The organism is Plantactinospora sp. CNZ321 (assembly GCF_004217235.1).
In genome coordinates, this window is sequence record NZ_SHKQ01000001.1 from 220,164 (window position 1) to 232,546 (window position 12,383).

Genomic DNA, 12,383 nt, shown 5'->3' on the forward strand with positions numbered 1-12,383 from the left:
GATAGGCTCCCGGACGTGGAGAAGCGGAGATTCCCGCGGTGCGACCGCGAAGTCGGCGTCGTCGGGCTCGGCGCGTGGCAACTCGGCGCCGACTGGGGTCAGGTCAGCGAGTCCGAGGCGCTGGCGGTGCTGACCGCCGCCGTCGAGGGCGGAGTCACCTTTCTGGACACCGCCGACGTGTACGGCGACGGGCGCAGCGAGCAACTGATCGGCCGCTTCCTGCGCGAGCGGCCCGACGCCGGACTCACCGTCGCCACCAAGATGGGCCGCCGGGTGCCGCAGACCCCGGACGCGTACGTACTGGAGAACTTCCGGGCCTGGACCGACCGGTCCCGGGCGAACCTCGGGGTCGACGTACTCGACCTGGTGCAGTTGCACTGCCCGCCCACTCCGGTCTTCTCCACCGACGCCGTCTACGACGCCCTGGACACCCTCGTCGCGGAGGGACGCATCGCCGCGTACGGGGTCAGCGTGGAGACCTGCGACGAGGCGCTCACCGCGATCGCCCGGCCCGGGGTGGCCAGCGTGCAGATCATCCTCAACGCGCTGCGGCACAAGCCCGTCGAGCGGGTGCTCCCAGCCGCGCTCGCCGCCGGCGTCGGCATCATCGCCCGGGTGCCGCTCGCCAGCGGCCTGCTCTCCGGCCGGTACGACGCGCACACCACCTTCCCCAGCGACGACCACCGCAACTTCAACCGGCACGGCGAGTCGTTCGACGTCGGCGAGACGTTCTCGGGGGTGGACTACGAGACGGGGCTGGAAGCCGTACGGCGACTGCGTCCGGCGGTGCCGGAGGGTGCCACGATGGCACAGTTCGCGCTCCGGTGGATTCTCGACCAGCCCGGCGTCACCGTGGTCATCCCCGGCGCCCGCAACGCCGGACAGGCCCGTGCGAACGTGGCCGCCGCAGCGCTTCCGCCACTGTCGGCCGAGGCGACCGCCACGGTGGACGCCGTCTACGCCGAACTGGTCCGCCCGCAGGTGCACAGCCGCTGGTAGGCCGATCACCCGGAGCGCGACCGTCCCGCGAGGCGACGTGCGTTCCGCCCCGCCGTACGGTTGGCTGGTTGCGACGGGTCAGTCGTCGCGGCGGAGAGGAGCAGCGATACCGATGAGGGGATGGCTCCCGCTCACGCTCGGGCTGTTGGCCGTCGTCGTCGGCGCCGTGTGGACGTTGCAGGGGCTGGGCCGGCTGAGTGGCAGCGTGATGAGCGGCGAACCGCTCTGGGCCGTGATCGGCCCTGTGGTGGTGGTCGCCGGGCTGGTGCTGGTGGTGCTGGGCCTGCGCGCCCGCAGCCGGGGCGGGTCCTCCTGACCGGCGGCCGGCCGGCGCTGCCGGGCGAACCGGTCCTGACCTGCGCCGGAGACTCGTCGAGCCCCTGCGCCGGACACACGTCGAGCCCCGCGGGGCGCGGGGCTCGACGTGGATCCCAAAGCACTCGAAACTCGGGCCGGCGGGGGCCGGCCGTCACGGAATCAGATGGGGCGAACCTGCTCCGCCTGCGGCCCCTTCTGACCCTGAGCGATCTCGAACTCCACCCGCTGGTTCTCCTCCAGCGTGCGGTAGCCGCTGGTCTGGATGGCCGAGAAGTGGACGAACACGTCAGCACCCCCGCCGTCGACGGTGATGAAGCCGAAGCCCTTGTCTGCGTTGAACCACTTCACGGTTCCCTGCGCCATGTGTATCTCCTTCTAAAACTGGCGGCCGAGCACGCCGTGCGGCCGGTTGGCCGTTTTCGAGCAGCGGCGCCTTGAGTCGGCCCCCACGAAGGAGGACTTCCCTCGACCCACGCCGTCTCTCAACAGCGTGGAACAGCAAACCACGTACGCAAAAACTTCGCATAGCCTACCCGACGAAATTCTCCGACATGTGACCTGAGAACGCGACCGACGGCCCGAGGCATCGACGGTAGGGGACGGCGACGGCAGGGAACGGTGACGGCGCGGTCCACAGCGCACGGTAGCGCCACCGGCGGGCCGGCACCGTCGAACGGACCGGGCACCACTGCCGCGGTGGGTGCCACCACCGTGCCACCCACCGCGATGACCGGCCCGCCGCACGGACGCCGGGATCACGGATGGTCACCGGGCGATCTCCCGCACCGGGCGTCGCGGGATCGGCCGGTTCAGTCGGGCCAGCGGCCGGTGAGCCGGCGTACGCCGACCGCGCCGCCACGGTCCACGGCGGCCCGGACGACCGCGAAGATCGCCCCCTGCAACGCGGCGGCGGCCAGAATCTCGCCCCAGCCCCGGTCCTCGTCGACCGGGTCGGGCGCCTCACCGTCGCCGGCGGTCATCTTCCAGACCTGCCGGAACACCGCTCCGGCGGCCACCCCGGCGGCCATGCCCAGGAGGATGCCCACCGGCCGGTACGCCATCTTGCTGACTGTCCTGCTCACCCACGTCTCCCTCGTGCCACCAGCACCACGACCGCCAGCGCCAGCGCGCCGGCCGCGAACACCGCCCAGGACACCGGATGGCGCAACGCTACCGAACCGGCGTCGTGCACCGAGGACCGGACGTTCGCGGTGGTCTGCCCGGCCCGCCGCATCACCTGCTCCCGGGTCTGCACCGCCGAGCCCTTGAGCCGGGCCTTGACGTCCGCCTTGGCCGCCAGTGCCTGCACGGTCTCGCCGAGCTCGGCCCGGGTCTGCCTGATCTCCGCCCGGAGCGCGTCCGGGTTGCCGAAGCCGTTGCTGCGGGTCATCCCTGTCCCCTGTCCCGGACCGCCGTGGCCACCGTGTTGACGTCCGCACGCAGGCTGTCCGCCGTCGCGCTCGGCATCGGCGGCACCGCGCGGCGTACCCGGCTCCGGCCGACCAGCGCGCAGCCGCCGGCCAGGATGAAGAGTGCCGCGGCGACGACCAGGGCGGCGGCCCAGGCCGGGAGCACCAACGCCAGGCCCAGCACCGCGGCGGCCACCAGCAGGCCGAGCCCGCAGAGCGCCAGCACCGCGCCACCGCCGAAGAGCCCCACCCCGATCCCCGCGTGCCGGCCCTTCTGGGCAAGCTCGATCCGGGCCAGCGCAAGCTCGTCGCGGACCAGCCGCTTCACCTGTTCCTTGGCGCGCTGCATCAGCTCCGCGGTGGACTGCTCCGCGACCGGTCGAGCGGGGTCGCGTACGACATCGGCCATGCTGTCCTCCTATCCCGGTTCCTGGGCTGTATGCCCCGGTCGCCGGTGGTTCAATCCTGCCGTCCGCCAGTGGCGCCGGTGTCCGTTCCGCCGCCGCCCGGCACCCCTGCACCGCGCCGCCCGTGTTCCGTTCGCCGCGCGGTGTTCGTTCGCCCGCCCGGTGTCCGTTCGGCCACGCCCGGCCCGGTGCCGGGCGGACGGCTGGGCGGTGCGGCGGAGGAGACGCACCGTCCCGCCCCGCTGTGGTTAGTGTCCGCCACCGGGTGGGCCGATGACGGCCGATCCGGCAGGTCAGCGGGGCGACGCCTCGGCCGGCTCGTCGGGGCCGACGAAGGCGTTGCTCCGGGCCTCGCCGTCACCGGTACCGCCGAAGAGCCGGGCGTCGTCCGGCGGCTCGTGCTCGGCCGCGCGCCTCTCGGCGGGGCGGCCAGGAACCGTCCGGTGCGGCTCGGTGGAGCGGCCGGGTGCCGTCCGGCGCGGCTCGGCCCCCGGCCAGGGCAGCCGACCCGAGGCGTCACCGATCTCGGTACGCAGCCGGGGCAGCGCGGTGGGCCGCTGGTCCCGCAGCCAGCCGACCAGGTGCTCGCGGACCAGGCAGCGCAGGTCCCAGAGCTTCGGCGCATCGGCGGCGCTGACCAGTGCGCGCAGCCGGACCATCCCGCCGACCGCGTCGGTGACCTGGAGTACGCAGGTCCGCCCGTCCCACAGCTCGGTACCCTCCACCAGCCGGCGCAACTCCTCCCGCATCGCCTGTACCGGCACCGACCAGTCCACCTCGAACTCGGCGGTACCGAGCACGGCGGCCCGGGTGCGCGTCCAGTTCTGGAACGGCTTGGTGGTGAAGTACGACGTCGGCAGGATCAGCCGCCGGTCGTCCCAGATCTGCACCACCACGTAGCTGAGGGTCAACTCCTCGATCCGGCCCCACTCCCCCTCGACCACCACCACGTCGTCGAGCCGGACCGCGTCGCTGAACGCCAGTTGCAGCCCGGCGATGACGTTGCCGAGCACGCTCTGCGCGGCCAGCGCGGCGACCACACCGATCACGCCGGCCGAGGCGAGCATGCTGGCGCCGACCCCGCGCACGCTGGGGAAGGTCATCAGCATCACCCCGACCGCCAGCACCACGATGACCGCGATGGTGACCCGGCGCAGCATGACGACCTGGGTCTTGATCCGCCGGGCCTGCCGGTTGTCCGGTACGTCGGTCCGGAACCGGGCCAGCGCGGTGTCCTCGCTGACCAGCAGGAAGGAGGCGACCAGCCAGGCGATGGCGGCGATGACCGCCAGCACGAGCAGGTGCAGCAGGGTCCGCCGCCACGGCGTACCGATGCCGTAGCCGGTGCTGAACCGGACGCCGAACTGGATCGCCAGCACGGTCGCAGCCACCTGAAAGGGTCGGTGCGAATGCTCGGACAATTCGCTGAGCAGCACGGACCGCCGGCCGAGTCGGCGTACGGTCCGGTGCACCACCTCCACCACGACCAGCGCGAGCAGCGCCGCGCCCACCGTCGCGATGACCGTCCACAGATAGCTGTCCACCAATGTCCTTCCTTCCATGCCGAAGCCGGGTGCCGCCACGGGATGTCTCCCGAGCCGCACCCGGCGAGGGCTGCCGAGCATGCGGGGCAAAGAGTGCAGAATGCCCCAGAAAGCGCTATGAATCCAGGTCAGACCTTCCGGTACCTCGCCTGGACCACGCAGAACACGGCGAACGCGGCGATGCCGAGCGCCACCAGGGTGAGCAGGATCGAACCGTACGCCTGCTCCCGCAGGGTGTGCAGGGCGGCGTCCAGGCCGCGGGCCCGGTCCGGGTCGTAGTTCAGCGCGGCCGTCAGCACGAGCAGCCCGGCGATGCCGTACGCGACGCCCTTGGCGACGTAGCCGGCGACGCCGAGCCGGCGGGCGAGCTTGCGGGTCTGCGGGCTCATCTCACCGGTCTTCAGGTGCCGCTCGAACTTCTTCACCGCGCCGTACCAGACCAGCCCGGCACCGAGCCCGGCCAGCGCGAGCCCGGCCAGCCCCACCAGCAGCCGGCCGCCGGTCGAGGACATCAGCTCCTCGGTCATGGCCTGCTGCTTGTCCGCACTGGACGAGTTCGCCTGCTGCACCACCTGGTAGGCGGTCCAGGCGAAGTAGCCGTAGACCAGAGTCCGGCCGACCGAGGTGAGCCGCTCGACGACCCGCTCCCGGCCCCGGTACTCCCGGTGCCCACCGACCGCCTCGAAGGCCTGCCAGATCGCCATCGCGAGCAGGCCGACGCCGATCGCACCGACCAGGAAGCCGCCGAGCGGCTGCGCGGCCAGCGTGCGCAACGCGCCGGACTGGTCGCCGTCGTCGGCCGGCCGGCCGAAGGCGATCTGCAGCGCCAGCCAGGCGAAGAGCAGGTGGACGAGCCCGTAGCCGACGAAGCCGGCCCGGGCGAGAATTTCCAGGGGCTTGCTGTTGGCGGCCCGGGCCGCGCTCGCCCCGGCAGTTGAAGTCGCAGACATGGGCGTGTCAATGACCCATCGAGGAGATTTCCAAACGTCCGGATCACGGCTCAGCCGGCGTTGCGGCCGATCCGCACCACCACCCGGTCCTGGTCGGCGCTCTCCACCGTCGCGTACATGCCGCCGACCTCGGTGGCCTGCTGGCCGACGGTCAGCGTCAGCCGCTCGCCGGCGACCTCGATGGTCACCCGGTCGCCGTCGACACCGACCAGCTTGGCCTCGACCCCGAGAATGCTGGTCCGGGCGTCGACACCCCGGTCGAAGGTCACGGTGCAGGAGTCCAGTCCGCAGTCCGTGCTGGCACCCTCGGAGCTACAGCCGGCGATTACGGCCACACCGAGGGCCAGCCCGGCGAAGAGACCGGCGGCACGACGGGCGATGGTCATCGGGCGGTACGGGGGATTCGTCACCCGACCCACGGTACCCGGGGTGATCCAGGCAACGACCCGGTCCAGTTGCCGGTACCGGCCGATATCGTGCCTGCCATGCCGTTCGAGATCGCCCGGGTCCGGGCCGCCTACCCCGCCCTCGTCGAGGGATACGCGCACTTCGACGGGGCCGCCGGCACCCAGGTGGCCGCACCGGTCGCCGACGCGGTGGCCGGCACCATGCGGACCGCGGTGGCCAACCTGAACAGCGCGCACCTGCCCGGTCAGCGCTCCGGCGAACTGGTGGCGGCGGCCCGGGCAGCCGTCGCCGACCTGCTCGGCGCGAGCCCGGACGGGGTGGTGTTCGGACCGAGTGCGACCGCGCTGACCTACCACGTGGCCCGGACCCTGTGCCGGGGGTGGCGTCCCGGCGACGAGGTGGTGGTCTCCCGGCTCGACCACGACGCCAACGTCCGGCCCTGGGTGCAGGCCGCCGAGGCGACCGGCGCGGTCGTCCGGTGGGCCGAGTTCGACCCGGAGACCGGCGAGCTGCCGGCCGACCAGTACGCCGACCTGGTCGGCCGGCGTACCCGGGTGGTGGCGCTCACCGCCGGCAGCAACGCCATCGGCACCGTGCCGGACGTGGCCGGGATCGCCGCGACCGCGCACGCGGCCGGTGCGCTGGTCTACGTCGACGGGGTGCACGCCACCCCGCACGGTCCCACCGACGTCGCCGCGCTCGGCGCCGACTTCTATGTGACCAGCGCCTACAAGTGGTCCGGCCCACACGTCGCGGCCGTCGTCGCCGACCCGGCCCGCTGGGCGGAACTGCGCCCGGCCAAGCTGCTCCCGTCCCCGGACCGGGCGCCGGAGCGGTTCGAACTCGGCACGCCGAGCTTTCCGCTGCTGGCCGGGATCCGGGCCGCCGTCGACCACCTGGCCGGGCTGGACCCGGAGGCGACCGGTGACCGGCGGACCCGGGTACGGGCCGGTCTGGCCGCCGCGCTCGCCCACGAGGAACGACTCTTCGCCCGCCTGCACCAGGGTCTGGCCGGGCTGCCCGGGGTGACCATCCACGGCTCGCCCGGGCACCGCTGCCCCACCGTCTCGTTCCGGCTCGCCGGCCAGACCCCGCAGCAGACCGCCGCCGCGCTCGGCGAGCGCGGGGTCTGCGTCTCGGCCGGCGACTACTACGCGTACGAGTACTTCTCGGCGCTGGGGCTGCGGGACAGTGGCGGGGCGGTCCGGGCCAGCGTCTACCACTACAACACCGCCGACGATGTCGACCGGCTGCTCGGCGAACTCGACCGGCTGGTGGTGGGCGGGGTCACCGGCAACACCGGGCTGGTTGGTGGAGAATTGCTCCGATGAACTCTCTCGTCCAAGAAAACGCCGCCCGCCGCCGCTTCGAGATCCTGGTCGACGATGCCCTGGCCGGCTTCATCGGCTACCAGGTCGAGTCCGGGACGATGGTGCTGGCGCACACCCAGGTCGACAAGCAGTTCGAGGGCAAGGGTGTCGGCAGCGCACTGGCCAGGGGCACCCTCGACCAGCTCCGGGACCGGGGCGAGCGGGTCCGGGTCACCTGCCCGTTCCTGCTCGCCTTCCTCCAGCGGCATCCGGAGTACTCGTCGGTGGTGGCCGACGGCTGAGCCGCCGTCCCGGGCGCGACGATCGTGGGCCCGGTGAGCCGTCCCGGGGCGCGACGATCGTGGGTCCGGGCACGGGCTACCGTCGTACCCGTGGCGGAGCCGGGAGTGCGCACGACGGGCCGGGCGGGTCGGTGGATCATCGTGCTGGTCGCGGTGGTGGCGCTGGCCGCCGCCGGAGTCGGGGTCGGGCTGTGGCGGGGCTGGTTCGCCGACCCGTCGGTCTCGGACGCACCCCGGATCCGGCCCGGCACCGTGCAGACCCTGGTGGCGAACCTCGAGGCGCCGTGGGGACTGGCCTTCCTCCCCGACGGCTCAGCGCTGGTGACCGAGCGGGACAGCAAGCGGATCCTCCAGGTTTCCGGCGGTACCGCCCGGGAGGTGGCCCGGATCGAGGAGGCGACGCCGGCCGGCGAGGGCGGCCTGCTCGGCATCGCCGTCTCCCCCGACTACGCCACCGACCGCTGGGTGTACGTCTACTACACCGCCGCGGACGACAACCGGGTTGCCCGGCTGCGCCTCGGCGAGGGAAGCCCGGAGATCGTGCTGAGCGGCATCCCGCGCGGCTCGCGTACCCACAACGGCGGGCGGATCGCCTTCGGCCCGGACGGCATGCTCTACGTCGGCACCGGGGACGCCGGGGACCGGGACGCGGCGCAGGACCGCAACAGCCTGGCCGGCAAGATCCTGCGGATGACCCCGGACGGCGCTCCCGCCCCCGGCAACCCGTTCGGCGACACCCTGCTCTACAGCTACGGGCACCGCAACGTGCAGGGGCTCGGCTGGCACGCCGACGGGACGATGTACGCGGCCGAGTTCGGCCAGAACCACTACGACGAACTCAACCGGATCACGCCGGGCGGCAACTACGGCTGGCCGGAGGTGGAGGGCGACTCCGACGACTCCCGGTTCGTCGCCCCGGTCGCCACCTGGGGTACGGCCGAGGCGTCCCCGAGCGGGCTGGCGGTGGTCGGCGATCGGATCTGGCTCGCCTGCCTGCGCGGACAGCGGCTCTACCGGATCGGCACCGACGGGCAGGGCGCCGAGGCGCTGCTGACCCGCGAGTACGGCCGACTGCGGCATGTCGCACCGGCGCCGGACGGGTCGCTGTGGGTGCTCACCTCCAACCGCGACGGACGCGGCTCGCCGGAGGACGACGACGACCGCATCCTCCGGCTCGTCCCGTGAAGGCGCGGTCCAGACTCGTCCCGTGACCGGGCGGTCCGCACCCGTCCCGTGACCGTCCGAACTCGTTCCCTGACCGGACGGTCCAGATCGGTTCAGATCGCGTGTTCCGGGGCGGGTAGCTCGGTGAACGGGAAGCGGAGCCGGAAGTCCGGCCAGGGCACGCTGAGCCGCAGCCACTCGCCACCACGACCGTCGTCGACGACCAGCTCGGCGATCTGACCGAGGTCGGCGAGTGAGCGCCGGGCCTGCTCCTCGGTGACGCCGGCCGCGCCGGCCAGGCTGGTCAGGCTGGTACTGACCACGCGGCGTCGCCATCGCCGCCGGGTACGCTGGGCCAGCCGGCGAATCGCGATGGCCACCAGCACGGCCTGGTCGTCCCGCTGGGCCCGCACCTCCAGCTCCCGCTCCGCCTCGGTCAGCGGCAGCAGTTCCAGCGGATCGCGGTCCAGCCGGGGCGTGACCCACGGATCGTCACCGTCGAGATCGGTCAGCTCGAAGAGGCCGAACTCCGCCAGGCAGAGCAGCAGCTCACCGACGGTGTGCGGGACCGGCAGGTCACGCCGCCGGCACATCTCGGCGAACAACTCGATCCGGGTGGCGCGGATCCGGACCATCCAGGCGTAGTGCTGCCGGGCGTGCAGCTCGGCGTCCTCGGCGTCCCGGCCGGCGCGACGGCGGCGGGCCCGCGCCACCCAATCGTCGACGCTGCCGGGATCACACCACGCCGAGCCCTCCCACGGGACGATCGCCGACCAGGCCGACCGGGGAAACTGGGACTCCCCCGGCACGAGGGTGAGGTAGACGAAGGCGCAGGGTAGCCACCGGGTCCAGGACTGGGTGAGGGCGGCCCGCTGCCAGCGAGGGGTCACCGGACGAACGATACAGCGACTCGGCGTGAACGTGGGGGCACCCTTTGTGACAGCGATGGTACGAATAGCAAGCTGCTGGTGCTGTCCGACCTCGATCCGGACGCGGTCGACCCGACCGTCCGATCAGGACCTGCCGGTGAGCAGCTCGGCGGCGGCCCGACCGGCGAGCACCTCGGCTGCGGCCCGGCCGGCGGCGCGGGTGGCGCCGTAGGTGGCCAGGTGCACCCGGCCGATGACCATCGAGGGCAGCCCGAGTTCCACCACCACGGCGTCCGGACGGTCGGCCAGGATCCGGCGTACCGCCGCCGTCATCCAGTCGTGCCGGTGCAGGTCGCGGACGACCAGCACCAGTGGCCGCCCGGCCGCCGCGGTGAGCGCCCCGGCCGGCGGGGCATGCTCGGTGCTCAGGTCGTCGGCGGCCAGCCGTACCGTCGTGGTGCCGGGGAGCAGGGCAGCCAACGGGGCACCCACGCCCCACGGCGTCTCGGCACCGATCGCGATGTTCCGGGGCGGCTCGAACTCCAGCACCTGGGCCGGGCCGGTCAACGGCAGCACGGCCGGGCCGGCGCCGTGGCTGACCCGGACCGCCCGCCGGGCGGCGGCCAGGCCCAGCGGGGAGCCGTCCGGACCGGCGGGCGTCCCCCCGGCGCGGTGCGTCCGGGCGGCACTGCTCCACTCGGCCAGCTCACCGACCCGCTTGGCCGCCTCGACCAGGCGCTCCTCCGGCAACACCCCGGCGAGCACCGCGTCGACGATCGCGTCCCGCAGCCGCAGGGCGTCCGCCTCGTCGGCGTGCTCGCCCCCGACACAGATCGCGTCGGCCCCGGCGACCAGGGCCCGGACGGTCGCCCCGGCGAAGCCGTACCGGTCGGCGACCGCGCGCATCTCGATGCCGTCGGTCACCACCACACCCTGGAAGCCCAGCTCCTCGCGGAGCAGGTCGGTCAGCACCCGCCGGCTCAGCGTCGCCGGCCACTCCTCGTCGACCGCCGGGACCAGCAGGTGGCCGGTCATCACCGCCTGCACCCCGGCGTCGATCGCGGCCCGGAACGGCGGCAGCTCGCAGGCGTCGAGTCGAGCCCGGGAGACCGCGATCCGGGGTACGTCGAGATGCGAGTCGACGCTGGTGTCCCCGTGCCCGGGGAAGTGCTTGGCGCAGGCGGCGACCCCGGCCGACTGGAGGCCGCGTATCCAGGCGGCGGTGTGCCGGGCGACCAGCCCCGGATCGGCCCCGAAGGACCGTACGCCGATCACCGGGTTGTCGGGGTTGGCGTTCACGTCGGCGTCCGGGGCATAGTTCAGGGTGATGCCGGCGGCGGCCAGCTCGGCGCCGAGGTCGCGGGCGACCGCCTCGGTCAGCTCGGGATCGTCGATCGCGCCGAGCGCCAGGTTGCCCGGCCGGGAGCTGCCCAGCCGGGACTCCAGCCGGGTGACGTCGCCGGCCTCCTCGTCGATCGCCACCAGCACGTCCGGCCGTTCCGCCCGCATCGCGTCGGTCAGCGCGGCGACCTGCTCTGTGTCGACCACGTTGCGGGCGAACAGGACCACCCCGCCGAGCCCTTCACCGAGCCACCGGCGCACCCAGTCCGGCGGCCGGCTGGTGCCGACGAACCCGGGCTGGAGCACCGCCGCCGCCAGGCTGGACAGGTTGTCCGTCGTTCCGCTCATCCCGCCGGTTCCCCCGCATCTACTGTGGACGGCCGCCATCCCTGGTAGTGGCGGGTGCAGCCATGGTCACACCACCTCAGCAAATAGTCAAGAAACCTTCCTATTAGCCGGAACGGCTGCGTCGCTGGGAGCTGACCGGGACGACGTGCGACAGTGCTGGAATGCAGTCCAGCATCCCGGAGACCACGGCACGGCTCAGCGAACTGCCGCAGCGCCTGCTCGCGGCCCAGGAGACGAGCTGGTTCGACATCCCGGGCGTCCGGATCGTCGGCGCCATCCTCGGTACCGTGCTGCTGCTCGCCGCGCTGCGCTCGATGTTCGGCCGCCGCTAAAGTAGCCGCTACCAAAGCCGGGGCGGATCAGCACTTGGCGATGGTGACCTGGATCGAAGCACCTACCACCGCCACCCGACGGCAACGACGCCTCGGCAAGCTCGCCTCGATCGATCACCTCGGACGATCAACAAGGCCTAGAGAACCTCGATGACCATTCGGACAGGTCATGCCCGCCCTGCTACCTCCGGCCAGTTCCCGGGCGACGGCGCGAGCGGCCCGAAGCCGCTGCAGGGCCGCCTCGTCGATACCGTCGAGGATCCGCCACGCGGTGGCGTCAGAGGCTATCGTCCCGAGCAGGCCTGGCTCCTGCCGCAACACCACCAGGTCCGCGATCGCCTCGCCGCCGGTCAGCTCGCCCCTTCCGATCGCGGCTCCTGGCCAAGACCAGCGGGAGGTACCGGAAGCCGAGCCACGTGCCCCAGCCGAAGGACGCGAACGCCGCAAGCCCACAGATCAGCGCCAGCACACCGCTCCCGTGTCCCATGCCCTGAATCAGCAGGAGTCCCAGACCAGGAAGCGCGAACATCGCGCCGGCATGGCGGATCGGGCCAGGAAAATCCGGCATATGACCGGTCAACACGATCGTGAGGCCCGCGCCGACGAGGCCGCCTCCCATGACGAGCCCGGTAACAGTTGCCAGCGTCGACATCTTCACATCCTCACGTTTGCTCCAAGGCTA

Annotated in this window: 16 protein-coding genes; 6 read left to right on the top strand and 10 right to left on the bottom strand. The window is 72.7% G+C overall.

Annotated features, from left to right (window positions below; all coding sequences use genetic code 11):
* The first annotated feature begins 15 nt into the window (after positions 1–15).
* Positions 16–999 (top strand): aldo/keto reductase, encoded by a 984-nt coding sequence (locus EV371_RS00950; RefSeq protein WP_130460360.1) that lies wholly within the window; start codon positions 16–18, stop codon positions 997–999.
* 112 nt (positions 1,000–1,111) lie between these two features.
* On the top strand, positions 1,112–1,315 hold the full coding sequence (locus EV371_RS00955) for a hypothetical protein (protein ID WP_130460361.1): 204 nt from the start codon (positions 1,112–1,114) through the stop codon (positions 1,313–1,315).
* 161 nt (positions 1,316–1,476) lie between these two features.
* On the opposite strand, the gene EV371_RS00960 is transcribed toward EV371_RS00955, so the two are convergent.
* From EV371_RS00960 to EV371_RS00990, 7 genes are all read right to left on the bottom strand, one after another.
* On the bottom strand, positions 1,477–1,680 hold the full coding sequence (locus tag EV371_RS00960; protein WP_007075740.1) for a cold-shock protein: 204 nt from the start codon (positions 1,678–1,680) through the stop codon (positions 1,477–1,479).
* Positions 1,681–2,126: 446 nt separating this feature from the next.
* Complete coding sequence (locus tag EV371_RS00965) at positions 2,127–2,378, bottom strand: DUF4235 domain-containing protein (protein WP_486484896.1); 252 nt, start codon at positions 2,376–2,378, stop codon at positions 2,127–2,129.
* Positions 2,379–2,395: 17 nt separating this feature from the next.
* Positions 2,396–2,707 (bottom strand): DUF3618 domain-containing protein, encoded by a 312-nt coding sequence (locus tag EV371_RS00970; RefSeq protein WP_130460363.1) that lies wholly within the window; start codon positions 2,705–2,707, stop codon positions 2,396–2,398.
* Positions 2,704–3,135 carry a phage holin family protein gene (locus EV371_RS00975; RefSeq protein ID WP_130460364.1) on the bottom strand — a complete coding sequence of 144 codons (432 nt, stop codon included), beginning with the start codon at positions 3,133–3,135 and terminating at the stop codon, positions 2,704–2,706. Before EV371_RS00975 ends, EV371_RS00970 begins: the two co-directional genes overlap by 4 nt.
* A gap of 291 nt (positions 3,136–3,426) precedes the next feature.
* Positions 3,427–4,677 carry a mechanosensitive ion channel family protein gene (locus EV371_RS00980; protein WP_130460365.1) on the bottom strand — a complete coding sequence of 417 codons (1,251 nt, stop codon included), beginning with the start codon at positions 4,675–4,677 and terminating at the stop codon, positions 3,427–3,429.
* 128 nt (positions 4,678–4,805) lie between these two features.
* A complete protein-coding gene (locus tag EV371_RS00985; protein WP_130460366.1) occupies positions 4,806–5,627 on the bottom strand; it encodes a DUF1206 domain-containing protein in 822 nt (273 codons plus the stop codon).
* 50 nt (positions 5,628–5,677) lie between these two features.
* Complete coding sequence (locus EV371_RS00990; RefSeq protein WP_130465562.1) at positions 5,678–6,013, bottom strand: hypothetical protein; 336 nt, start codon at positions 6,011–6,013, stop codon at positions 5,678–5,680.
* Positions 6,014–6,112: 99 nt separating this feature from the next.
* Here EV371_RS00990 and EV371_RS00995 point away from each other — a divergent pair, with 99 nt between their 5' ends.
* The 3 genes from EV371_RS00995 (at position 6,113) to EV371_RS01005 (ending at position 8,832) form a co-directional block, all read left to right on the top strand.
* On the top strand, positions 6,113–7,366 hold the full coding sequence (locus EV371_RS00995; RefSeq protein WP_130460367.1) for a cysteine desulfurase-like protein: 1,254 nt from the start codon (positions 6,113–6,115) through the stop codon (positions 7,364–7,366).
* Positions 7,363–7,647 carry a GNAT family N-acetyltransferase gene (locus tag EV371_RS01000; protein ID WP_130460368.1) on the top strand — a complete coding sequence of 95 codons (285 nt, stop codon included), beginning with the start codon at positions 7,363–7,365 and terminating at the stop codon, positions 7,645–7,647. The genes EV371_RS00995 and EV371_RS01000 overlap by 4 nt, the downstream gene beginning before the upstream one ends.
* A 144-nt stretch (positions 7,648–7,791) precedes the next feature.
* The gene (locus EV371_RS01005; RefSeq protein WP_486484897.1) at positions 7,792–8,832 is read left to right on the top strand and encodes a PQQ-dependent sugar dehydrogenase; all 1,041 of its coding nucleotides are present in this window, start codon (positions 7,792–7,794) and stop codon (positions 8,830–8,832) included.
* Positions 8,833–8,924: 92 nt separating this feature from the next.
* Here EV371_RS01005 and EV371_RS01010 read toward each other — a convergent pair whose 3' ends face one another.
* Both EV371_RS01010 and EV371_RS01015 read right to left on the bottom strand, forming a co-directional pair.
* Entirely contained in the window at positions 8,925–9,701 is a 777-nt protein-coding gene (locus EV371_RS01010) for a DUF6042 family protein (protein WP_130460370.1), read from the bottom strand.
* 123 nt (positions 9,702–9,824) lie between these two features.
* The gene (locus EV371_RS01015) at positions 9,825–11,369 is read right to left on the bottom strand and encodes a glycoside hydrolase family 3 protein (RefSeq protein ID WP_130460371.1); all 1,545 of its coding nucleotides are present in this window, start codon (positions 11,367–11,369) and stop codon (positions 9,825–9,827) included.
* A gap of 161 nt (positions 11,370–11,530) precedes the next feature.
* Here EV371_RS01015 and EV371_RS33220 point away from each other — a divergent pair, with 161 nt between their 5' ends.
* Positions 11,531–11,701 (top strand): hypothetical protein, encoded by a 171-nt coding sequence (locus EV371_RS33220; RefSeq protein WP_165436556.1) that lies wholly within the window; start codon positions 11,531–11,533, stop codon positions 11,699–11,701.
* Between the two features lie 277 nt (positions 11,702–11,978).
* On the opposite strand, the gene EV371_RS01020 is transcribed toward EV371_RS33220, so the two are convergent.
* A complete protein-coding gene (locus EV371_RS01020; RefSeq protein ID WP_130460372.1) occupies positions 11,979–12,353 on the bottom strand; it encodes a hypothetical protein in 375 nt (124 codons plus the stop codon).
* Positions 12,354–12,383: the final 30 nt, after the last annotated feature.